Annotated in this window: 25 protein-coding genes; all 25 read right to left on the reverse strand. The window is 41.3% G+C overall.

From position 1 onward, the window contains the following. Positions 1 to 44: 44 nt before the first annotated feature. Positions 45 to 443 carry a DUF2802 domain-containing protein gene (locus CXF88_RS03470; protein WP_059747932.1) on the reverse strand — a complete coding sequence of 133 codons (399 nt, stop codon included), beginning with the start codon at positions 441 to 443 and terminating at the stop codon, positions 45 to 47. 94 nt (positions 444 to 537) lie between these two features. Then, on the reverse strand, positions 538 to 1,032 hold the full coding sequence (locus CXF88_RS03475; RefSeq protein WP_011636681.1) for a chemotaxis protein CheW: 495 nt from the start codon (positions 1,030 to 1,032) through the stop codon (positions 538 to 540). A gap of 2 nt (positions 1,033 to 1,034) precedes the next feature. Next, positions 1,035 to 2,117: a chemotaxis protein CheW gene (locus CXF88_RS03480; protein WP_101085372.1), complete on the reverse strand. Its 1,083-nt coding sequence runs from the start codon at positions 2,115 to 2,117 to the stop codon at positions 1,035 to 1,037. Then, positions 2,101 to 2,895: a ParA family protein gene (locus CXF88_RS03485; protein ID WP_101085373.1), complete on the reverse strand. Its 795-nt coding sequence runs from the start codon at positions 2,893 to 2,895 to the stop codon at positions 2,101 to 2,103. Before CXF88_RS03485 ends, CXF88_RS03480 begins: the two co-directional genes overlap by 17 nt. Positions 2,896 to 2,940: 45 nt before the next feature. After that, entirely contained in the window at positions 2,941 to 3,405 is a 465-nt protein-coding gene (locus CXF88_RS03490) for a membrane anchored protein in chemotaxis locus (protein WP_101085374.1), read from the reverse strand. Beyond that, positions 3,398 to 4,594, reverse strand: coding sequence for a chemotaxis response regulator protein-glutamate methylesterase (locus CXF88_RS03495; RefSeq protein ID WP_101085375.1), 1,197 nt, complete (start codon positions 4,592 to 4,594; stop codon positions 3,398 to 3,400). The genes CXF88_RS03490 and CXF88_RS03495 overlap by 8 nt, the downstream gene beginning before the upstream one ends. A 30-nt stretch (positions 4,595 to 4,624) precedes the next feature. After that, positions 4,625 to 6,838, reverse strand: coding sequence for a chemotaxis protein CheA (locus CXF88_RS03500; RefSeq protein WP_101085376.1), 2,214 nt, complete (start codon positions 6,836 to 6,838; stop codon positions 4,625 to 4,627). Between the two features lie 15 nt (positions 6,839 to 6,853). Next, a complete protein-coding gene (locus tag CXF88_RS03505; protein WP_101085377.1) occupies positions 6,854 to 7,591 on the reverse strand; it encodes a protein phosphatase CheZ in 738 nt (245 codons plus the stop codon). Positions 7,592 to 7,604: 13 nt separating this feature from the next. Further along, on the reverse strand, positions 7,605 to 7,988 hold the full coding sequence (gene cheY, locus CXF88_RS03510) for a chemotaxis response regulator CheY (RefSeq protein WP_011919599.1): 384 nt from the start codon (positions 7,986 to 7,988) through the stop codon (positions 7,605 to 7,607). Between the two features lie 44 nt (positions 7,989 to 8,032). After that, positions 8,033 to 8,752 carry an RNA polymerase sigma factor FliA gene (locus CXF88_RS03515; protein WP_101085378.1) on the reverse strand — a complete coding sequence of 240 codons (720 nt, stop codon included), beginning with the start codon at positions 8,750 to 8,752 and terminating at the stop codon, positions 8,033 to 8,035. After that, entirely contained in the window at positions 8,745 to 9,626 is an 882-nt protein-coding gene (locus tag CXF88_RS03520) for a MinD/ParA family protein (protein WP_011636672.1), read from the reverse strand. Before CXF88_RS03520 ends, CXF88_RS03515 begins: the two co-directional genes overlap by 8 nt. 4 nt (positions 9,627 to 9,630) lie before the next feature. Then, the gene (flhF, locus tag CXF88_RS03525) at positions 9,631 to 11,016 is read right to left on the reverse strand and encodes a flagellar biosynthesis protein FlhF (protein ID WP_101085379.1); all 1,386 of its coding nucleotides are present in this window, start codon (positions 11,014 to 11,016) and stop codon (positions 9,631 to 9,633) included. A gap of 29 nt (positions 11,017 to 11,045) precedes the next feature. After that, positions 11,046 to 13,145, reverse strand: a complete 2,100-nt coding sequence (flhA, locus tag CXF88_RS03530) for a flagellar biosynthesis protein FlhA (protein ID WP_011636670.1) — start codon at positions 13,143 to 13,145, stop codon at positions 11,046 to 11,048. A 116-nt stretch (positions 13,146 to 13,261) separates the two neighbouring features. After that, on the reverse strand, positions 13,262 to 14,395 hold the full coding sequence (gene flhB, locus CXF88_RS03535; protein ID WP_101085380.1) for a flagellar biosynthesis protein FlhB: 1,134 nt from the start codon (positions 14,393 to 14,395) through the stop codon (positions 13,262 to 13,264). A 9-nt stretch (positions 14,396 to 14,404) separates the two neighbouring features. Continuing rightward, positions 14,405 to 15,208, reverse strand: a complete 804-nt coding sequence (fliR, locus tag CXF88_RS03540; RefSeq protein ID WP_101085381.1) for a flagellar biosynthetic protein FliR — start codon at positions 15,206 to 15,208, stop codon at positions 14,405 to 14,407. Positions 15,209 to 15,211: 3 nt separating this feature from the next. Beyond that, the gene (fliQ, locus tag CXF88_RS03545; RefSeq protein WP_011636667.1) at positions 15,212 to 15,481 is read right to left on the reverse strand and encodes a flagellar biosynthesis protein FliQ; all 270 of its coding nucleotides are present in this window, start codon (positions 15,479 to 15,481) and stop codon (positions 15,212 to 15,214) included. 12 nt (positions 15,482 to 15,493) lie between these two features. Next, complete coding sequence (gene fliP, locus CXF88_RS03550) at positions 15,494 to 16,255, reverse strand: flagellar type III secretion system pore protein FliP (RefSeq protein WP_162022664.1); 762 nt, start codon at positions 16,253 to 16,255, stop codon at positions 15,494 to 15,496. Next, positions 16,255 to 16,656, reverse strand: coding sequence for a flagellar biosynthetic protein FliO (gene fliO / locus CXF88_RS03555; RefSeq protein ID WP_242445114.1), 402 nt, complete (start codon positions 16,654 to 16,656; stop codon positions 16,255 to 16,257). The genes fliP and fliO overlap by 1 nt, the downstream gene beginning before the upstream one ends. A 93-nt stretch (positions 16,657 to 16,749) precedes the next feature. Then, positions 16,750 to 17,133, reverse strand: a complete 384-nt coding sequence (fliN, locus tag CXF88_RS03560) for a flagellar motor switch protein FliN (RefSeq protein ID WP_101085382.1) — start codon at positions 17,131 to 17,133, stop codon at positions 16,750 to 16,752. An 11-nt stretch (positions 17,134 to 17,144) separates the two neighbouring features. Continuing rightward, positions 17,145 to 18,173 carry a flagellar motor switch protein FliM gene (gene fliM, locus CXF88_RS03565; RefSeq protein ID WP_101085384.1) on the reverse strand — a complete coding sequence of 343 codons (1,029 nt, stop codon included), beginning with the start codon at positions 18,171 to 18,173 and terminating at the stop codon, positions 17,145 to 17,147. A gap of 29 nt (positions 18,174 to 18,202) precedes the next feature. Beyond that, the gene (fliL, locus tag CXF88_RS03570) at positions 18,203 to 18,730 is read right to left on the reverse strand and encodes a flagellar basal body-associated protein FliL (RefSeq protein ID WP_101085386.1); all 528 of its coding nucleotides are present in this window, start codon (positions 18,728 to 18,730) and stop codon (positions 18,203 to 18,205) included. Positions 18,731 to 18,823: 93 nt separating this feature from the next. Beyond that, the gene (locus tag CXF88_RS03575) at positions 18,824 to 20,581 is read right to left on the reverse strand and encodes a flagellar hook-length control protein FliK (protein ID WP_242445090.1); all 1,758 of its coding nucleotides are present in this window, start codon (positions 20,579 to 20,581) and stop codon (positions 18,824 to 18,826) included. A gap of 327 nt (positions 20,582 to 20,908) precedes the next feature. After that, a complete protein-coding gene (gene fliJ / locus CXF88_RS03580; RefSeq protein ID WP_101085388.1) occupies positions 20,909 to 21,355 on the reverse strand; it encodes a flagellar export protein FliJ in 447 nt (148 codons plus the stop codon). A gap of 5 nt (positions 21,356 to 21,360) precedes the next feature. Then, complete coding sequence (fliI, locus tag CXF88_RS03585) at positions 21,361 to 22,701, reverse strand: flagellar protein export ATPase FliI (protein ID WP_101085390.1); 1,341 nt, start codon at positions 22,699 to 22,701, stop codon at positions 21,361 to 21,363. Beyond that, a complete protein-coding gene (gene fliH, locus CXF88_RS03590) occupies positions 22,682 to 23,929 on the reverse strand; it encodes a flagellar assembly protein FliH (RefSeq protein WP_101085392.1) in 1,248 nt (415 codons plus the stop codon). Before fliH ends, fliI begins: the two co-directional genes overlap by 20 nt. Positions 23,930 to 24,039: the final 110 nt, after the last annotated feature.

The raw sequence follows: 24,039 nt of genomic DNA on the forward strand, positions 1-24,039 counted from the left end.
ATCATATCGATGGCTTTTATTATTGCGAGCAAATGGTTAACGAGCTATTTTCGATGTAGGCGTAATATTAATTCAGCTTCTGCTTTAGGTAACTCACACTCTTGCATTAACTCTTCAATACCGGCCCCCAAACCCACCATTTTTACTGCCCTAGAATATAACTTGGCTTGAGGGTCTTGCTGGCTAGCTTCTTCCAACATGTCAAATTGCTTGGAGAGTTTTTTCTCTAATTCGACAACTCGCCTTCCTACACCAATAGTACCACTGCGCAATTCGTGTAGTTCACGTTTAACAGCTTCCCGCTGACGGTCGCTTTCTTTTACTAGCACTGTTAGGGCATTAACTTTAGTTTTTAATTTACTCGACTGTTTTTGTAAGTAAAGTACCAAACCAAGACATGCAATAACATACACTAAAGCCGCAATTAGAAATTCATCACCCATTAACATACCTTTGTTGCTTCAACCAAAAAAACAAAATTAAAGCCAAAACAAAAAGCCAACAGTAATTCGGTTGGCTTTTTTCATCAGATTACGATTAAATTTGTGTTAACTCTACCCACTCATCATCAGATAATAATTTATCCAAGTCGACTAGAATCAATAATTCGTTATCGCGGTTGCTTACGCCTTGAATATATTTAGCGCTTTCTTCAGTGCCCACATTCGGCGCGTTATCAATTTCTGAGCGACGTAAATAAACCACTTCAGCTACACTATCAACTAAAATCCCGATCACTTGTTTTTCAGCTTCAATAATAACCACTCGAGTAGAATCATCCAGTTCTGCTGATGGTAAACCAAAACGTGAACGAGTATCGATAACCGTTACCACGTTTCCGCGTAAGTTAATAATACCTAAAACATAATCTGGTGCACCTGGTACAGGAGCAATTTCGGTGTAACGTAATATTTCTTGAACTTGCATTACGTTAATACCGTAGGTTTCATTATCTAGCTTAAATATAACCCATTGTAATACTAAATCGTCTTTAGCTGCAGTAGCCGCTGCTACACTTCTAGAATTGCTCATAGTTAACCTCGGTCAATCGAATCCTGACAACCTAAACCTGCATCAAGCATTTTGATTAATGCTTGAACATGTAAAATGCCACACATTTGTTGTTTTACTACCCCAGCAAGCCAAGGACGCTTACCCGGTTTCTCACGCCAATTGACGTGTGATTTATCTATTTTAACGGCGTTAACTAACGATTCGCACGTTAATCCCCACTGACTATCTTCAAGCATAACAAGATATTGATAATTTACTGTCTGTGCTAATTCTGGAGTATATTTTTCAGGCATCACCCACGCGCACGTATCAACCACATTTATTTTAGTATCTCGGTGGGTTTGCACCCCTTTAAACCAAGATGGCCTACCGATAAGATGGCTTATCTTCTCTATTTTTATAATCCCACCCAAACTCACCAATGGCACAGCGAGTGTTAACCCTGCTACATTGAAGAATAACACCTGAAATTCATCTTCAAGTAACTCTTGCAAATCATGAGTAATACTGGGCGGTTGGTGTCCAACCTGAGTCTGTGGAGCATTGTGCTCTTGCGTCGGCGAATTCTCTACCAACTGTTCATGCTTAATAATAGCGTCTTTTATATCAGCATGTGAACTTTCGTTATTGTTTATATCGACTAACGGCTTGATTTCTTTATTCGTTAATTCTGTTTGTTGTATTTTTGCACGACTAATGCCAACTTCAGGCTCAATATGAGTGATAGCCTGACGAACTCGTTCTGCACTGGCTTTAATCTGTTGCGTTAAATCGGTTTCTACTCTGGGTTTAGACACAGCAGATAATAATTTTTCAAGTGCCTGTTTATCGACACTGGTAGTTGGCTCTGCATATTGCCTAGCAATGACAGGAGAGGCTTTAGATGATGTTAGTTGTGAATAATGTGCCGATAACGTCATTTCAGCCGACATACGAGTCGGTTTGTCGTCGTTAATAATGGACACTTTATCGGTGATGTCATTAACGGAATTAACAGAAAGACTTGGTTTTACCTCAAGGCTTTGCTCAGTAATCGGTTTAGGCGATTCCTGTAATAAAAGACTGAAATAATCAAAAACAGTTTCATCAACCGATTTTGACATGAGTAAACTCCTGAGAAAATAAAAAATCCAGCAAACGATTATATGCTTTTACACCTCGGCTACTGGCTGAATAATGTGATGCGGGTAAATGAGCCAAACTTGCATCTCTAAATTTTGTATCTACAGGTATTACATCATTGGGCCACAGTGTTGAAGCATATTTATCCTGCAAAAATTGTAACGCTATTGGGGACGCTTTAGTGCGCTTGTCATACATTGTAGGTAATACAGTATAGCTATAACGGGTTTTCTTAGAACGCCCCATTATTTCCATGGTTTTCACCATACGTTCGAGTCCTTTTATCGCCAAAAACTCAGTCTGAACAGGAATAATAATGTGATGACTTGCTGCTAATGCATTAACCATTAACACCCCTAATACTGGCGGACAATCGATAATAGCAACATCATATTTATCTTCAAGCAATGACAATAAGTTACGTAACACCAACCCCATTCCTTCTTGATGACCTAGTGACCTATCAAGTGTCGCTAACGCCATATTAGCCGGAATGATATCAAGCCCTTCAATTTGAGTTGGAAGCACATTTTGTAAAATAAACTCTTGGGTCAGTGTTTGATGATTCAAAAAAACATCATAAAGCGAGCAAGGCACTTCGTCTGAATCAATACCTAAGTAATAGCCCAATGAAGCATGAGGATCGGTATCGATTATCAACACTCGTTGGCCACGTTTAACCAATGCTCCGGCTAAACTGGCTACTGTGGTGGTTTTACCTACCCCACCTTTTTGGTTAGCTACCGTCCATACTTTCAAAGAAGCCTCTCAACTCATTATAATGATATTGTTATGGTAAATTGACTACTGCTTGTGTTGTTTATCATCGCGGGTTGTTACACGGATGCCACCATTAGGTAAACGGATCACTTTAACCCCCTGAGCATCTTCTGACACTATGACTTCTTGATCATTTTGTTCAGCAGAAACATCAGTATCGTGCTCAACCTTATCAATATCAGTAAGCGGTGCATCATCTAAAGAACCCGGACCAAACAGCACACTTTGTGCTTGTTTTTTTCCTGCTGACGCTATGATTGCTTGAGTTTGTTCAGGATGTTGAGTTAACCAATTAGCAATATTCGCGGCCTGATCATCGGGTACCATCAATAACACTTGAGACGCCGTTAATCGTGCTACATCCTGCTCTAATAACGTCACTTTTTGATCAGCGTCAATATACAAACCCGCTAATACTACTATGGCAATAAAGGACAAAAAAAATCCCAGTTTTTGCTTCGTCCGCAATGAGTATTCTGGCTTAGCCACGACTAGACTCTTTTAAAATAGCTTCAGCCATATTATCTAATGAAATAGAGTGAGTTGCGATACCGGTTGATGCTACAGCTTGAGGCATACCATATACCACGCAGCTTGCTTCATCCTGCGCCCAAATAGTGGCACCGACAGACTTTAACATTCTGGCACCTTCTCTACCGTCTGCGCCCATTCCCGTTAATACAACCGCTAAAACATCACCGCCAAAAGCTTTGGATGCTGATGCAAAAGTAATATCAACACACGGCTTATAGTTCATTTCTTGGGTTCCGGAAATGACTTTAAGTCTTCCAGAAATACCGCTTCGCTCAATCATGAGCTGCATGCCTCCAGGCGCTAAATAAGCACAACCAGGGCGCATGGCATCACCATTTTCGGCTTCTTTTACCTCAATTTTACACAAGGTATTTAAACGAGCTGCAAAGGCTGGAGTAAACGCCGCAGGCATATGCTGTATCAACACTATGGGATGAGGATAATTTGCAGGAAATGCAGTTAATACTTTCTGTAATGCTACTGGCCCACCGGTTGAAGTCCCGATGAGTAACAATTTATATTGCTTACCACTGGCCCGAATAGACGATATTGTAGACGTTGTCGGATTAGCGCTCTGACGATCTGCTAAGGTTGTGGATAAACTGGAACGAGTCGCTACAGGCGTTGTTGTGGAAGCTAAACGACTGCTTAGCGGACGACGAGGCGTATTGATATCTGGAGCCGCAATCGTTGAACGACGAGATTCTGGTAATGAAGTAGGTGTTAACGAACTTGGCCGATATATCCTACGTCGACCTAATGCTTTAATTCGTTGCTGTAACAAAAGAATCGCATCGTCTTTATTGGTTGCTATATCTTCAAAACGTTTTGGCAAAAAATCTAATGCACCTGCTTCTAACGCATCAAGTGTCGCTTTAGCACCATCATGAGTTAACGATGAAAACATTAAAATGGGAGTAGGATTATTAGCCATAATTTCACGGACAGCAGTTATACCGTCCATCACAGGCATTTCAATATCCATCGTAATGACTTGAGGCTTTAACTTTGCAGCCATATCAACAGCTTCTTTGCCATTAACAGCAACGGCAACGACTTCGAGATCAGGATCTTGATTGACAATCTCACTGACTCGACGTCGAAAAAAGCTAGAATCATCTACAACTAGTACTTTTATGGCCATTTAATTCCTTAAATAATGGAACTTTTATTTTTATTTTATTTTTTTGCTTTTAGCGTAATGTTTTAGCAGTCCTGGCACATCTAAAATCAGTGCAATACCACCATCGGATGTAATTGTCGCACCCGCCATACCTGGAGTACCTTGTAACATACTGCCAAGCGGTTTAATGACCACTTCTTCTTGTCCAATCAATGCATCTACAACAAAGCCAATTTGCATCGTGCCAAGCTGAACAATAACCACATGACCATGCTTCTTATCACCATGTTTAAATGTTGATTTTTTACTGTGCAGCCAATGTTCTAGGTAAAATAATGGCACGGCCTTATTACGGAAAATCACCGTCAATTGACCATCGACTATATTGGTTTTTGTTAAATCTAAATTAAAGATTTCATTCACACTTGATAATGGTAGTGCAAAAACTTGATTAGACACATCAACCATCAATGTTGGCATAATAGCCAAGGTTAATGGCACTTTAATTTCGAGAACAGTACCCTTACCTTTCATTGAGTCAATATAAACAGTACCGTTAAGTTGGTTGATGCGGGTTTTCACCACATCCATGCCCACTCCACGGCCTGAAATATCTGAAATTTCAACTTTGGTTGAAAACCCTGGGGCAAAAATCAAATTGTAAGCTTCGTTATCGGTCATTCTCGAGGCGGTATCTTCATCAAGCACACCACGACTTATCGCAATTTGTTTTAGCTTCTCAGGGTCCATTCCCGCGCCATCATCCTCAATTTTAAGCAGGATGTGGTCACCTTCTTGGCTAGCCGATAAGGTAATGGTACCGGTTCGAGATTTACCGCTAGCTTCACGAGTTATCGGCATTTCGATACCGTGATCGACTGAGTTTCGAACCAAGTGGACTAAAGGATCGGCTAACGCTTCAACTAAGTTTTTATCAAGGTCGGTTTCTTCACCAATCATGATTAAATCAATTTCTTTATTTAAGGTACGGGCTAAATCACGAACAACACGCGGGAAACGACCAAAAACTTTCTTAATCGGTTGCATGCGGGTTTTCATCACCGCACCTTGTAAATCAGCCGTAACCAAATCCAGGTTTGCTAGCGCTTTGGACATCTCCTCGTCTTCACGATTAATGCCTAAACTAACCAATCGATTACGCACTAACACTAACTCACCAACCATATTCATGATTTGATCTAAACGAGCAGTATCAACACGAACCGTTGTTTCACCTTGTGGGACAGACGCCGCTTTAGCAGGTGTTTTGTCTTTTACAGGTTCAACCTTTGGAGCAACTACAGGGACTGATGTCGCTACTGGTTTAACAACAGGAGCTGGGCTAACTTTTGCTGCTTGCTCAGGAGCAACGGCTTTAGAAGGTTGAGCTGGAGGAGGCGTTTGCGATTTAGCAACTGGCGCAGTACCTTTTCCGTGTAATTCATCTAAAAGACGTTCAAATTCATCGTCAGTTATTTCATCAGAATCAACAAGGGGTTCAACAATAGGCGTTGCAGCAGGCTTAGTTGGAGCTGCAGGTTTGGTTTTAGCTTCAAATGAACCTGAGCCATGTAATTCATCTAATAATGCTTCAAACTCATCATCAGTGATTTCATCGCTACTACTTGCGGCAGGCTTTGAATCAATATTGTCTTTTTTTACTTCAGAAGGTTTAGCTGCAACAGGACTTTTACCCGGACCATGTAAGGCATCAAGCAACGCCTCAAATTCTGACTCATCAATGTCATCAATACTGCCAGTGTCAGATACTTCCGCTGAGGGAATGCTAATATCTTCAACATATTCAGGATCACTGAATTCAACAATATTTTCAATTGGTTCTGGCTCATCTGCCGACATTTCTGAAGGTAATGGCGCACCTGAACTTAATAATTTGAGTTTAGCAAGTAATGCAGAATCAGCAGGGTCTTGTGATTCTCCCTGTTGAGTTTGAGCAAACATGGAATTAATCGCGTCGACCGCTTGCAAAATAATATCCATTAATTCTGCATTTACGCCACGTTTACCGGTGCGTAATAAATCGAACGTGTTTTCAGCTTCATGACACACGTCAACCATCGGTTTTAGACTTAAAAAACCAGCCCCACCTTTAACAGTATGGAATCCACGGAAAATAGCATTGAGTAAATCACTGTCATCAGGATTATTTTCAAGAGCAACTAGCTGCTCCTGTAGAAGCTCTAAAATCTCGCCAGCTTCAATTAAAAAGTCCTGGAGTATCTCTTCATCAACATCAAAAGACATTAAATTGACTCCTAATTAGAAACCCAGACTTGATAGCAGATCGTCTACTTCATCTTGACCTGTCACCACATCTTCACGCAGTTCAGCATGCATGATGGGACCTTCTGCTTCTATTTTATTTTCGTTTATAGTTGGCAATGATTCGGTAGTATGATCTCCGAATACCGTTAGCATTGAGACCAGATTACTTTCTACTTCACGAACTAAATCAATCACTCGACGGATCATTTGCCCCGTCAAATCTTGGAAGTCTTGCGCCATCAAAATTTCATTTAATAACTCGCGAAGACGATTAGAATCATTTTCACTATGTAACATAAACTGCTGAACATCATGACAAAGTGACTTAAACTCACCCATTTCTATGTCACGACGCATCAATTTATCCCACATTGGCGTCACTGATTGTATATTGCTAATGATGGTATCGGCCAAAGGTAGACATTCTTCAACTGCATCCATGGTTTTATTTGCGGCTTGTTCTGTCATGTCGATAACATAGTTCAATCTTTCTTTAGCATCTGGTATTTCGGTATTGGCTAATTCAGATAAACGGTTATCAACTTGAAAATCTTTTAGTGCACTATGGAGTTGTCGAGTTAGCTTACCAACTTCTTCAAAAAGCTCACGCTGCAATGGCGTTGCAAGCTCTCTGATCATTTCATCGGCTTTATCTTGTTGACCCAAGGTAAGCAATTCAACAAGTTCTTGGGCCTGTTCGAGAGTGATTAACCCCGATATTGATGCCTGCATGACTTATCCTTGCTTATGCGAGTCGTTCAAAGATTTTGTCTAACTTTTCTTTTAACGTAGCTGCGGTAAAAGGTTTTACGACATAACCATTTACACCGGCTTGCGCTGCAGCAATAATCTGTTCACGCTTAGCTTCTGCAGTTACCATTAGCACAGGTAAATGCTTTAACGAATCATCTGCACGGATTGCTCTAAGTAAATCAATACCTTGCATTCCAGGCATATTCCAGTCTGTTACCACAAAATCAAAATCGCCTTTTTGTAACATAGGTAGGGCTGTTGAGCCATCATCTGCTTCTTGGGTATTATTAAATCCCAAATCTCGCAACAAGTTCTTAATGATACGCCTCATTGTTGAAAAATCGTCAACAATAAGAATCTTCATATTCTTGTCCAAGGTTTCCTCCGGTGAGCTGACACTCGTTTGCTCTAGATAAGTTATTATTCTTGTGTCCAATGCTTGAGTTTCGCTTTTAATCTGAGCATTGCCTGACTTAATATCTGGCTTACTCGCGATTCGCTAACTTCAAGGATGGCACCGATTTCTTTTAAATTTAATGCTTCGTCGTAATACAACGACAACACTAATGCATCTCTTTCTGGCAATGTCTTAATTGCTTCAACCAATGCAGATTGGAATTGAATTTCAGCAAGCGAGTCAAAGGTTTCATCTGGCGTTTCGTTGTCTGTGATTAACACATCTTGCGACACACCAAGGTCTTCTATGCCTATGATTTTACCAACAGAAACATCATTTAAGATATGATGGTATTCATCGAGAGACATATCAAGTTTTTCAGCAATTTCTGTATCATTGGCATCTCTTCCAAGCAGTTGCCCCAATTCATCAATTGCATGTGCTACTAGACGATTATTACGATGAACTGAGCGCGGAACCCAGTCACCACGTCGAATTTCATCTATCATTGCACCACGAATTCTGATGCCTGCAAAGGTTTCAAACTTGGCCCCTTTACTGTTATCAAATTTAGATGAGGCCTCAAGTAACCCCATCATCCCAGCTTGTAATAAATCATCAAGTTGCACCGATGCTGGTAATCTTGCCAGCATATGATGAGCAATTCTTTTTACCAACGGTGCATACTGTTCAACAATAGACGTTTTGTTATCGAACTGAGTATACGCGGCGGCTTTATTCACTCGTTCTTCCTTCTTGTATCGGCTTACGTTGTACAAGACGTTCAACAAAAAACTCTAAATGACCACCTGGCTGTTGTGGAACTGGCCAAGTCATAATTTTATTGGCTAATCCATGATAAGCAATAGCTGAAGGCGACTTAGGATACGCTTCAACAACTAACTTTTGCTTACGAACAGCTTTACGTAAATTTTCATCGAATGGTATTGTTGCCACTAATTCTAAAGCAACATCTAAAAATCTATCCGTCACTTTACTGAGTTTAGCAAATAATTCCATACCTTCTCGTAAACTACGTACCATATTTGCCACAATTTTGAAGTGGAACACACCATGTTCACGACTTAAAATTTTAATCAGCGCATAAGCATCAGTAATTGATGTTGGTTCGTCGCAAACGACTATCAATACATCCTGTGATGCACGAGAAAAACTCAGCACCATGTCTGATATACCAGCAGCAGTATCCACAATTAAAATATCGAACTGAGTTCGCATTTCACTAAATGCACGGATAAGTCCAGCATGTTGTGCTGGCGACAACTCAACCATCGCTTGAGAACCCGATGTGGCAGGAACAATACCAATACCTTTAGGTCCACGAACAATGATGTCATCTAATTCGGCATCTCCGGACAAAACATGAGATAAATTTTTCTCAGCACGTATCCCAAGCATGACATCGACGTTGGCTAAACCTAAATCGGCATCAAGCACTAATACGCGTTTGCCTTTTTCAGCTAGTGCTACCGCAGTATTAATTGACACACTGGTTTTACCCACTCCGCCTTTACCACCGGATACGGCAATTACTTTAACTTTATCGTTATTTGGTTGATTCATCATACGTAAACCACTTGCTTGATCCCGAGTCATATCTTTACTCAAATGCATAGGCTGTGTCATTAGACCACACTGTGTCTTGTGACGATTGTTGTTCTGTTTCATTTAACGCCGCGAGAGCCTTTTTAGCCAACTCTAACGTATCTGCTACTTTCATGTCCTCAGGAACACGTTGACCGTCAGTAACATAGCTTAATGGTAACTCATTTTGAATCAATACGCTCAATGCACCTGCAATTGATATCGATTCATCTAACTTTGTTAAAATCGCACCCGCTAATGGAATTCGTTTAAAATGTTCTACAGCATCTTGTAACACACGACGTTGACCAGTCGCAGATAAGACTAAGTAGCTCCGAATTGGGATCCTACTATTTGCTGTTAAATTATCCAGTTGCTGATATAAGCGCATATCTCGCTGTCCCATACCTGCGGTATCAATTAATACTAACTTACGATTTCTAAATTGATATAAAATTTGTTCTAATTCGGTTAAATCATGTGCTTGCTTAACCGGACAGCCCATTATTTTGCCATAAGTCGCTAATTGCTCATAGGCACCAATACGATAATGGTCGGTGGTAATCAATGCTACCTGCTCTGGGCCATGATGGGCGGCAAAGCGAGCGGCTATTTTAGCTAAAGAAGTTGTCTTACCTACACCGGTTGGACCAACAAACGCCACAACACCACCACGTTTAACTATATCGTCGCCTTGATTGTCGAGTAAATTGGCTAAACTTTGTGGTAATGCTCTCACTAAATCGGCTGGGGTGTAGTGTTGACTTAGCCCCGCTAGTTTAGCAGCAACGGCTGGAGAAAACTCTGCTGCAATCAATTTACTTTCTAGCATTGCGCCAACAGGATCGGTACGCTTTTTTTGATCTTTCATCAACGATGAAACTTGATGGGTCAATAAGTTACGCAATGAAGCCATTTCTTCGCGCAGAGCATCCATATCAGCAGATTGATTTTTATTGGTTTTTTTAGCTTGCTCTAGTGCCGCTTGCGATTGAAAAGTTGATGCTGGTTTAGCAGCCTTTGCCCCTTGTAATTGGCGGGCCCATTCTGGTAAATCCGGTTCATCTTGGCTGACAGACATTTGTTGTGTCATGCGATTATGTTGTTTTTGAAGTAAGGCTTGTAAAGAGTCGGCCTCAGGAGGTGGGTTCACCTTTGATTGAGCTTTCATCACAGGCTTAGCGCCTAATGACACCCTATCGTCACTGACATCCATAAAACCGGTAGTCGGCGCTTGTGATGCGATGGCGGCTTTAGGTTCATCATAATCTACAGCAGCGACAATTTCGATTCCGCCAGTGACTTTTTTATTTGACATAATGACAGCGTCAGAACCTAAGGTTTCTTTTACTTGAGCCAATGCAGCGCGCATATCTTTGGCAAAAAATCGTTTAATTTTCACTTATGCACCTCTATAAACTGACGTTATCACTATTGGCCTACTGCAGAAACAATTCTAATTTGTTTCTCGTCCGGGATTTCCTGATATGAAATCACTCGTAAATTTGGAATAGTGTATTTAACAAATCTTGACAGCGTTGACCTAAGCATACCCGATGTCAATAAAATGGCTGGTTGTCCTACCATTTCTTGCTTCTGTGCAGCGTCTAATAATGACTGCTGCATACGCTCTGCAAGACCAGGTTCAATATTAGGTCCTTCACCGCCAGTCGCCTGCATAGACTTATGCAACATCTGTTCCAACTCTGGCGCCAATGTTATGACAGGGATTTCGAGTTCTGGTCCAGAGATTTCTTGTACGATCATACGTTTTAACGCTATACGCACTGCTGCCGTTAATACTTCAGTGTCATTGCTCTTAGTACCGTACTCTAATAGTGTCTGCACTATGGTGCGTAAATCTCGTACCGATACCCCTTCATTCAGTAAGTTCTGCATCACTTTAACAACTGATCCCAGAGGCATGACATCTGGTACAAAACCATCCACTAATTTAGGAGAGTTCTTAGCAAGCATATCCATTAACTGCTGGACTTCTTCGTAACCTAATAACTTAGCAGCATTATTACTCAGTAACTGGCTTATGTGAGTCGCTACAACCGTTGCAGTATCAACGACGGTATAACCTAAAGTTTGTGCATGTTCACGTTGCTCTGGCGCTATCCAAACTGCCTCTAAACCAAAAGCTGGGTCGCGAGTTTCAATACCGTCTAGTTTACCGTAAACTTGGCCAGGATTAATGGCTAATTCACAATCATGCCTAACTTCAGCCTCACCCACTACGACACCCATTAACGAAATTCGATACGCATTGGGTGATAAGTCTAGATTGTCACGAATATGCACCGCTGGCACTAAAAAACCTAATTCTTGTGACAGTTTTTTACGTACGCCTTTGATCCTGCCTAATAATTCACCACCTTGAGACTTATCAACCAGCGGAATTAAGCGATATCCGACTTCAAGACCAATAGTATCAACATGGCGCACATCGTCCCAGCTTAAATCTTTAGGTTCTTTATCCTTGCTCTCAACCGGCCCTTTAGTCGCTAACGTTAATGCAGCTTGCTTTTTGTCAACATTACGCTTGTAAATAAAGTACGCTGCACCAGCGGTAATAAATGCAAATGTCAAAAACGCAACATGAGGCATACCAGGCACAATACCCATAATAAAGAGTAACCCAGCAGCAATGGCTAATGATTTATGACTGTCAAACATCTGACTGAACATCATTTGGCCCATATCGCCTGACTCGTTTTGACGCGTCACCATTAAGGCCGCGGCAATAGACAGCAATAAACCGGGAATTTGTGCAACTAAACCATCACCGATGGTTAGTAAGGTATAAATTTCAACCGCGCTAGAAAAGTCTAATCCATGCTGGATCATACCAATCACAAATCCACCAATCATATTGATGACTAGGATCATGATCCCTGCAATGGCATCACCTTTAACAAACTTTGAAGCACCGTCCATCGCACCGTAGAAATCGGCTTCACGAGTTACTTCAGCACGGCGGATCCGCGCCTGGTCTTGGGTTAATGTGCCAGCATTTAAATCAGCATCAATGGCCATTTGCTTACCCGGCATTGCATCTAAGGTAAAACGAGCACTCACCTCAGCAATACGCCCCGCACCTTTAGTTACCACTGCAAAGTTAATGATAATAAGGATAATAAACACCACTAAACCAACGGCATAATTGCCGCCAATAACCACAGAACCAAAAGCCTCAATGACTTTACCCGCAGCGGCACCACCATTATGACCTTCAAGCAATACAATACGGGTAGAGGCGACGTTTAGAGCGAGTCTTAGTAACGTTGCAATTAATAATACGGTAGGGAAAGCAGCAAAATCGAGTGGTCTGTCAGCATAAATAGCAACTAAGAGTACAACTAAAGCCAACGCAATATTGAATGAAAACAGAATATCTAGCAAAAAAGCAGGAATAGGTAAAACCACCATTCCTAACGCAGCAAGTACTAATAAAGGCGTTCCGATCCCTTTAAAAGTAGATACTTTCATTTGTTTCATTTGGCCAAAAGCTGCTTTTGCATCCATATTAAGATGAACCCTTTATGTCAGATCACGGCGTCAATGGACTATTATTTGACGCGAATAGACATACAAAGCAAAAATTAAGCCACAAATATTATCTATCTAAAATAGATTAGTTATTAGTGCTTTAAATCATCTGGTATGGGTTGTTTAAGCGGGATAGGTTTTGGCCTACGACCTTTACCTTTTTGATATTGCCTAAGCTGGAATACATAAGCCAAGACCTGCGCAACAGCAGTAAATAAGCCTTCTGGCACTTGTTGATCCACTTTAGTCGTGTGGTAAATAGCACGAGCCAACGGCGGGGCCGATACAATAGCAACGTTATGCTCTCGAGCTATTTCTCGTATTCTAAAGGCTACGTCATCGACACCTTTAGCGATTAGAAAAGGGGCTGATGATCGGCTGACATCGTATTTAACTGCCACTGCATAATGTTCTGGGTTAACCACAATAACATCCGCATTAGGCACCTCGGTCATCATGCGTCGTTGCGCCATCTCCTGCTGCATTTGTCTTATGCGGCCTTTAACCTCAGGTTTACCTTCAGTATCTTTATACTCGTCTTTGACTTCCTGCTTGGTCATTTTTAACTGTTTATTGTGATTCCAAATTTGAAATGGCACATCAATAATAACGATTAATAACATCGAGCTGCAAAGTAAGATGAACATCCAAATAAGTAAATCTAGCGCATGGTATACATTACCCGGGAGATGATCACTGGACAGAGTCAAAATATCGTAGAAATAAAATTTTAGTAAAAAATAAGCCGATAATGCTACCACCGAAAACTTAGCAATCCCCTTAGTAAGCTCTACCAATGCCTGGGTGCCAAACATACGCTTAAAGCCGTTCATGGGGTTTAACTTACTGCCTTTAGGCATAAACGCTTTGACTGAAAAAGACATGCCACCTAGCACAATATTGCCTAGGAAAGACACAAACGCCAACAAAGCAATAAAGCTAATTAATGGCCCTGCGAGCTCATTGCCGACGACCCCCCACACACGGAACATGGAGTTAGTATCAAAAATCTGATCGCGCTCCATGGAAAATATCTGCTCCATAATGGTATAGAGGCTTTTGGCAATAGCAGGACCTGTCATCGAAAACCCAACAGATGCAGCAAGCAGTACCGCTGCGGTACCTAACTCTTTAGAGCGAGCGACTTGACCTTTTTCTCGAGCTTGTTCAAGTCGCTTGGATGTGGGTTCTTCTGTGCGTTCTTGACCGCTGTCACTTTCTGCCATATGTGCCCCTTAAAATACCACTGAGCCATTAAGTTGACATTGAAGTTGCAAAACGTCACACATAAGTAACTGCGCAGCCATCCACACTTCATCAAAATGCGCCATGATAGGTGCTAACGTTAACCACAAAATCAACAAACCACTAACCATAGTGACCGGGAAACCAATAGAGAAAATATTCAACTGAGGCGAGGCGCGAGTCATTACACCAAAGGATAAATTGATTAATAACAACGCCACAATAGCCGAAATCGACATTGTTAATGCCGAACCAAACATAAAGCTACCCCAATCAGCAAGCGCACGATAATTAGCGAGTGATATACCTTGATTTGAAATAGGAATAGTTTCAAAACTGGCCACCAACATCCGTATCATTAACAAATGGCCATCAACAGCTAAAAAGATAAGTGTTGCTAATAATAGGAAAAAGTTACTCACAACAGGCGTTTGCTCACCAGAACCGGGGTCGACCATGGAGGCAAAACCTAAACTGGTTTGCATACCAATTATTTGCCCTGTTAATACAAATGTTTGCATCACCATTAAGGTTACAAATCCCATGGTGACGCCAATTAAAATTTGCTGAACAATGACAAAAACTGAACTCAATGCCAGTAGCTCGACATTTTCAATAGGGGGTAAAATAGGCGCAACGGCCATCGTTATCGCCACGGATAACATCAATCGAACTCGAGCGGGAGTCGTATTTGCGCCAAATACCGCCATCACCATGAGCATGGATGAAATACGGAAAAACGGCAAAAGATATGCGGCAATTGTTTGACTGATTTCATCAAACAAAATATCCATGGCTTAACCTATAACCTGTGGGATGAGATTAACCATCTCAAAGAAAAAATCCATCATGGTTTGTACTAGCCAATGGCCTAAAAACATCAACGCGAATAACGTCACCAATAAACGTGGTAAAAAGCTTAAGGTTTGTTCGTTAATAGATGTCGCGGCCTGAAATACCGCCACAATTAAACCGATGAATAAGCCTGGTAAAATAATCGCTGACACAATCAGTACGATAACTGACAGTGCTTCTCGAAAGATATCAATGAGCGATTCTGGAGACATAAATACGCGGCCTTATATTCCGAAACTATTCGCTAATGTGCCCATCACTAAGCCCCAACCATCGACGAGTACAAACAACATAATTTTAAATGGCAGTGACACAATCATCGGTGACAACATCATCATACCCATGGCCATTAGAATACTGGCAACGACCAAATCGAGTACTAAAAAAGGCACAAACAGCATAAAGCCAATTTGGAACGCCGTTTTAAGTTCACTGGTAATAAACGCTGGGATCACCACGCTCATTGGTGCTTGCTCAGGAGATTGAATGTCTTTGTAACCAGAAATTTCAATAAATGTTTGCAAGTCTGTGGTACGCACTTGCGATAGCATAAATGTTTTAATGGGTTCTTTACCAACATCATAAGCTTGCGTTAAGGTCATGGTTTCATTGATATAAGGCTCTACAGCTTCAGCATAAATCTTATCAAAAACCGGTGCCATGATAAAAAACGTCATGAACAAACTGATGCCGATCAATACCTGATTCGAGGGTGTTTGTTGTAAACCTAAAGCTTGTCTTAATATCGATAGCACCACAATGATGCGGGTAAATGAAGTGAGCATTATGACCATTGCAGGAATAAAACTCATTGCTGTCATCAGCAATAAAATCTGCATTGTTACCGAATATTCAGTTGTTCCGTCTGCAGCTGTTGTAACCGTTAACGCAGGTAACACACCATCTTGAGCCAGTGCTGAAGGCGATAAAACCATTGCCACTAGCGCCATCATCGCCAATACCAATGCTGTTGTGTACTTATTCATTATTGCTGTTCCTTGGCTTGTTTTAGACGGCTAGCAAACGAAGAAATGGGAACGTCGACGGGGGTGGCTAACTTATCAATCAGATTAATCTGTTGCGAGGTTACACCAAGTAGATATTGCTGGCCATTGACCTCCACCAATACCACTTTTTCACGTTGACCGATGGGAGTTACTGCAATCGTTTTAATCACACCGCCATTAGATGGCACTAACTTAAGACGTTTTACAATATAAGCTAACAAAAAAATAAGCGCTAATACGACAATTAATCCACCAACCATGTTGGCTAATGTTGCCACATTAGACACTTCAGCGGGATGAGCAGAGGCATTTTTAGCCAGAGTACTAGACACTTCAGGGACGCTTAACGCCTCACTCATAATGCTCAGCATTAGTATCATATTCGCCACTGCTATTCCTTGTTTGTGCAACCAACTTAGCAAAGCTCAACACACGCCAATCTTTGCTATATTATTGTTTATTATATTTTTTAGTTATTTAAGTTTTTTGATACGTTCTGTTTGGCTAATAACATCCGTTAAGCGGATACCAAATTTGTCATTCACTACCACAACTTCACCATGAGCAATCAGGGTTCCATTAACCATAACGTCTAAAGGCTCACCGGCTACACGATCAAGTTCGACCACCGAACCTTGGTTGAGCTGGAGTAAATTACGGATACTAATAAAACTGCGACCCACTTCCATGGAAATCGTTACCGGAATATCTAGAATACCGTCTAACTTGGCAGCTTCTTCTTTCGTGATAGGTCTGGAATCATCGACTAATTCATCAAGCTCTACTTGTTCTGCTTCTTCTAAAGCCTGCTCCGCCATTGCTGCAGCCCAGTCATCGCCTGTATCTTCTGTGCTCATTCTACTTCACCTTATAAATCTGAAATATCACGCGACTTGCCTTTGCGAGTCACTAATTGCATCTCTGTTTTAACCGTTTCTGGCCGCGGAATTTTCTCACTGATTTTTAATGCTAAATTATCGCGCGATTTACCCATTTTACAACGATAAGTCGGTAAACCTTCAATTCGCATCATAATGTGTTCAGGTAAATCTATCGGGATAATATCCCCAGCTTTAAACCCCATCACATCACGTAATGTCACTTCATGTTCAACAACATTGACATCAAAACCGACCTGCACGTCCATGATTTCATCACGTAATGCTTGCGACCAGCGCATATCAGTATCTTGTTTATCACTTTGAACACCGGCATCGAGTAATTCACGAATGGGCTCAATCATCGAATACGGCATGGTAATGTGGAAATCACCACCGCCGCCATCAACTTCGATATGGAACGAATTAATCACGACCACTTCTGTCGGGCTGACAATATTCGCCATTGCAGGATTCACTTCAGAGTCGAGGTACTCAAACTCCACATCCATTACTGGTGCCCACGCTTCTTTATAATCTTCAAAAATAATTTTAAGCAACAACTGTACAATACGACGTTCTGTTGGTGTAAATTCACGGCCTTCGATTTTGGCATGAAAACGGCCATCACCACCAAAGAAATTGTCGACCAGAATAAAGACTAAACGTGCTTCCATGGTGATTAATGCAGTGCCTTTAAGTGGACTGAAACGCACCATATTTAAACTGGTTGGCACAAATAAAGTATGTACATACTCGCCAAACTTCAGCATTTGTACGCCATTGATCGACACTTCGGCTGCGCGACGCATCATGTTAAACATACTGATGCGTAAATGCCGTGCAAATCGCTCATTTACGATTTCAAGCGTGGGCATACGGCCACGCACAATTCGATCTTGAGAAGAGAAATCATAAGAACGCGCATCAGCGCTGTTCTCTTCTATTTCATCATCATCAACATCATCAACACCATGCAAAAGCGCATCAATTTCATCTTGGCTTAATAAATCACTCACATTATCGCCTTAGCAGTTAATGCTTTTGGTTATTGCATTACAAAGCCAGTAAACAGGACTTTTTCAACAACTTTCTTGCCTGTTATTGGTTGCAGCGTATTTTGAACATTGAGTAACGCTAACTGACGTAGCTCATCTTTACCGGCTTGGGTACTGAGTTTCTGTACGTCAGCTGCACTAAAAGTAGTTAGTAATGCATCTTCAATCAATGGAATATGTTTTTGTGTAAGCACACTATCATCACCACGCACCATTAATTGAACTTTAATTTCAACCAGTCGAGCTCGGTCAACGCCGGGCAAATTAAATAGGAAAGGTCTCGGCATACCGACATAATTAGCTTCTTCCATCGACATAGGTTTGGCATCTGTAGATGTCTCTGTTTCTGTTTCTGTCTGAGAGTCAGTATTTTCAGGTTCATCAGAGCCCATAAAAAACCACACGCCGCCCCCAATAAGCAAAGCCAACACTAAACCAATGCCACCAAAGATGACTAATTTTTTGCTTTTTTTTCCGCCTTCAGCGGCTTCATTCAATTCTAATTCTTGTTCAGGCATTCTGGTTCCTAATCAACATTGTGATTAATATTGAAACTTAGCTAAGTAGTCAGCTTTTATTGAAAAGTCATATTATTGCTATAGGTTACCTGCTTAAGCATAATAATCTATAGCTGAATGTAAACTCCTTGATGGATTTGTCATCAAGCTGACCTCTTGTGCTGAAATTTCATCCAACTGACTGTCTCCCCCACCTTGATTAGATGATTGTTCATGCGGTTGTTCACTACCACCATCACCTTGGGACACTTGGCTGTCTGTCAGTTGCAATCCTTCTTGAGCCAGCATATCGCGTAATCGAGGCATAGCTTGTTCAACTATATCGCGGGTTTGCGACTGCGCTACATGAAACTGTACTTGAGTTTGATCGCCCTGGATTTGAATTTTAACCGTTAAATGTCCAAGTTCTGGTGGATCAAGACGAATTTCAGCTTGTTGAATACCATTACTGACCATGGTTATTAACTGCTGTTTCATTACAGGAGAAAAACGCTGGATCATCTCTTGCATCTGAGCACCAGGCTCTCCCTGTGGTCTTAACGATAGCTGAAATTGTGGAACATCACTTTTATGAATTGGCGTAAAACTACTTTGGTTTGAAAATGTTTTATTATCAATTTCACTCGCACTAATATCATTATCTATTTGCATTAAAACAGAAGCGGCGTCACTACTTACTTTTTTACCGACAACAGTATCAAGCACTACCGAAAAATCCGCTTTAGATAATACCGATGCTTCAACAGTTCCGTCTGTTTTGATATTTGTTCCAATACTTTGCTTATTAATATCATTTACTATATCACCACCTAATATCGAGTTTGTATTAAGTGAATTTGTCGGCAAGGTTGATGCTGTAGAACCTAAATTAGATACCGAAGGTGAAATGACATTATCTGTTGAACGGCTTAACGGCGAAGTCGATATCGCATGCGGCTGATTGAGTAAAGTCTTGTCAAGTTCGTCCGGTATGACAGTATTATCGTCCAACTCAACATCACCGTTTATTGTCGTAATTGTCGGCTCATCGTTGAAAATAATATCTTTAGATGTTTCATTATTAAACTTTTTTTCAAAATCCCCATTAATATCGATAATATCTTGTTGATCAATATAACTAAAATTACTGTCTATATAATCTCGTTTTGGTGATATGTTTACTAAACCTTCTAATCCAGCTGCAGCTAATTCAAGTATAGAATCATCAACTACAGGCTGTTGTAAATTAAAGTCATTGACTAATTGTGTTAAATTTTGGTTATCTAACTCCAATAATTCTACTGGTGCTAATCCAGAAAAAGCAGTCAATTCTTGACGTTCTTCTGCTGTTAGTTGAGTCAAAAAATTTTTTGAAGTGACAGAATCATCAGGAACTTCAATCAAATCGGCAAATAAATCATCCACTAAACTTTCTTCTGCAATAAAACTGGAGTCTTGAGACTCGGTCAATTCAGTTGGAATATCTAATCTCTTATTCCCGGACCAGTCACGTTGATCAGTATGCGGCAAGATATTTCCGTCTGAAGGATGAGATTTACTGAGTGAGTCAGCCATATTAAGTTGAGCAAAAATAAGATCAATATCGGCACCATTTTCAGTGTTACTGATATTAGTGAGATCTGTAGAATCTTTTAAAGGGTCTACTATCGCATCAGATTCAACCATCGACAAAACTTCACTAGAGACAACTGGCGAAATATTAGCAACAGGCGATTTAGCTAAACCTGATTGATTCGCCTGATGAAAAGCAGATAAGAATGATGTATTTTCAACACCTTGTATCATATCTTTGCTACTTGCATCAGCTGTTTTACTGCTATTGCCAAGTAAAATATTGCTCAACTGCTGCATAATCTGCTCCACTCTATCATGTGAGGTTAACGTTATTTGTCGCCGGTATTTTTCTAACAACATCAAAAACGGCGAATTTAACAATGTACTTTGAAGTGACGAAACCGCGCTATAAAGAGTTGTATCCATCTACAGAAACTGTCACTTCGCTGACGATTATTGTTTTATTTAATATTACTAAGCAATTAAGGTGCCAATTGATGTTTACTAGAATGACTTTGTTTGATTGAAACAGAATAAGTATTGGCAAGGTACATATAGTAATAACGACGCAGGTTCATCACTGACCGTGATATGAAACAATAAAATAGATTAACTATGGTAGTGTTATTTAAGATTTCGGCGAAAATATTGCTGCATAGCAAATTCATCAGACATTTTTTGTTCGCGCTTAGCTTCTATCACCATCGCTTTAGTTGCTTTTTGGCTTAATAGCATCTCTACCGCTTTGCGTTTTTGTTGTTTTTCTTGCCAATGAATTTGACGATAACCGACTTGTTTTTCAGCATCTTTAACCGCGGCAACTTGCTGAATAATCGCGCTATCGACTTGACGAATAAATTGATGAAATTGATGGTATTGGTTAGCACGCAATGTAGTCCCCGTATGCCCTTCCATCTGTTTCATATAATCTAAACGATAGTTGTTTAGCGCGTCCAACTGCCCCTGGCGTTTTTGTTTTTCGAATTGCGCCGACTTAAGCTGTAATGCAGCTTGATCTTCAGCTGCCGTGGCTAACTTCAGTACTGTTAATAGTGGGTCAGTTCGAGTCATTGATATTATCCCTGACACTGTGCGGCAATTTGAGTCAACATGACTCGGCTTTCTTCAAACGTCACCGGGTCTTTAAACCCCTGCCGCAAAAAGGCATTCATTGCAGGTTGTAAGCGTATGGCATTATCAATCCTAGGATCGCTGCCTTGTGAGTACGCCCCAATTGAAATCAGATCGCGATTTTGCTGATACAGCGAATACATCTGTTTAACTTTACGCATCGCTTCTAAATGTTCTTCACTTATCACCATTGGCGCGACACGGCTAATCGATGCTTCTACATCAATAGCGGGATAATGGCCCGAATCAGCAAGCTGACGAGATAATACAATATGACCATCTAAAATTGCTCGAGAAGCATCGGCGATAGGATCTTGTTGGTCGTCACCTTCGGTTAATACCGTATAAAAAGCGGTAATCGAACCTTGTCCGGCACCGCCATTACCCGCTCGCTCGACCAGACGCGGTAACTTAGCGAATACTGAAGGTGGATAGCCTTTGGTGGCAGGTGGCTCACCGACAGCAAGAGCGACTTCTCGTTGTGCTTGTGCGTAACGCGTTAAACTGTCCATCAGCAATAGTACATCGTAACCTAAATCTCTAAAATACTCGGCGATACGCGTGGAAGTTTCACAGGCTCGTAAGCGCATTAACGGAGAAGTATCCGCTGGTGCAGCCACAACGACTGAGCGCGCACGGCCTTCTTTACCTAAAATTTCTTCGATAAACTCTTTAACTTCACGACCACGCTCGCCCACTAACCCCACCACAATAATGTCGGCTTTCGATCCTCGAGTCATCATGCCAAGTAGCACACTTTTACCCACACCAGAACCGGCAAACAAGCCCATTCGCTGCCCTTTACCAACCGTTAACATCGAGTTGATGGCACGAACGCCGACATCTAACGGCTCAGTAATCGCTCGTCGAGATAATGGATTAATATAAGGACCATGACGCGATGCATGTTGATCTGTATTAAGCGGGCCTAAACCATCTAACGGCACGCCGCTACCGTCTAATACTCTGCCTAATAATGACAAGCCTACATTTAATCCTGATTGTTCACCTAAAGGCTTTACACGGGCACCAGGTAAAACGCCTCTGAGCTCTTCAATAGGCATTAAATACAGTAATTTGTCATCAAAGCCGACAACCTCAGCAACCAACTCGCCAACCATGGTTTCAATAGAGCATAAACTACCAACCGGCGCGCGGCACCCAGTCGCTTCAAGCGTTAAACCAACTACCCTAACTAACTGGCCGCTTGCAACTGGTCGCAGCGGTAACACGTGTTTATGATGTACCGCGAATTTGTTCAGTAGTTTATGTTGACGAGTGCTCATCGTTATTTCCTTGAGATAGGTCTTTCGTCTGTTGCTGAGCGTCTGCGACTTTACCAGCTGTTGAGGTATCGGCTTGTGCATTTGAATTAAGAGGCGCATTTGAATTAAGAGGCGCACTTGTATTAAGAGGCGCACTTGTATTGAACGTCGTGCTTGTATCGAGAGTTACACCGGCATCAGAATCAACAACATCAGAGTCTTCAGCATCGATTGACACTGCCGAAGAAGCATCAATTTGTTGAACTAACGGTTCAGTAACCGCATCAGCGCCCAGCTCTGACTGATGATCTGTAAAATGATCTTGGCCAATATCTGCTTTATCAGCTCGACCAGTACTGTCGGTTCTACCAGCAAGTTCAGCTACTTGCTGATGTTCATTGAAATTATCGACTGCGGTGGTTTGATATTGTGGATGAGTTGATTTTTGCTGTTGCACATTTTTAGCTAACTGATTCGACTGGGCGTCTAATTCACTAAACACTTGGTTAATACGCTGCTCTACACGTAAATCGACAGCAGAACGAACGCTTTCAATCATACAGTCACCATTAGATAACGTCGGATCGATATCGATTTGCCACTGGTTTTTTTGCAGTTGCTCGGCACTGTAACATTGGTTTACGAGTTCAGCATCAGCCTGATTAAAGCGTAATTTAACCAACTGTTCTTTTAATGGAAGTGCGTCAACGCCTTGGCGTAGCGCCGATAATATATGCTCTGGATGAGTCTTAAGCTCATGACCGATAACCGATTTGGCTAAACTGATTGTCATGGCCAACAATTCCGCTTCAATTTCATTATCTAAGATGGATAATGGCAACTCGAATTGGGAAATAATGTGGTTAAGTTGTGCAATAAGTTCATTGGCTTTAATTTGCCCAGCTTCTAATCCTTGTTGCTCGCCTTGAGTGAAACCTTGTTGATGACCTTGCTCCAGTCCTTCTAAACGCCCTTGCTCTAATCCTTGTTGATGACCGTCTTGCTTACCCTGTTCAAACCCTTCTTGCTCAGCTGCAGCACGAATCTCTTCAATTTGCGCCATCGTCGGTGGCGCCATCGACTTCTCAGCCCCAGTAACAGGACTAGGTGTGTGAGCTTCAGCGAAATGACCAAAAAAATTTGAAGGTTCTAGACTGCTATCTTTGGTAATATCAGGTAGCTGCCAATGACTAAATTCAGCCTCGCTATCGGTAGTGAGTGCATCTTTAGGCGGTTTTGATTCTGGCATAATTCATCACTTGTGTTGTTAAAAACATTGGCTCAAAACAAAAATATTAACAGTAGTACACAATATTAAGAGTAATACTAACAACCTAATAATACAGATAGCTGACAGAT

Origin of the sequence: Shewanella sp. ALD9, assembly GCF_002836315.1 — a bacterium.
GTDB lineage: Bacteria > Pseudomonadota > Gammaproteobacteria > Enterobacterales > Shewanellaceae > Shewanella.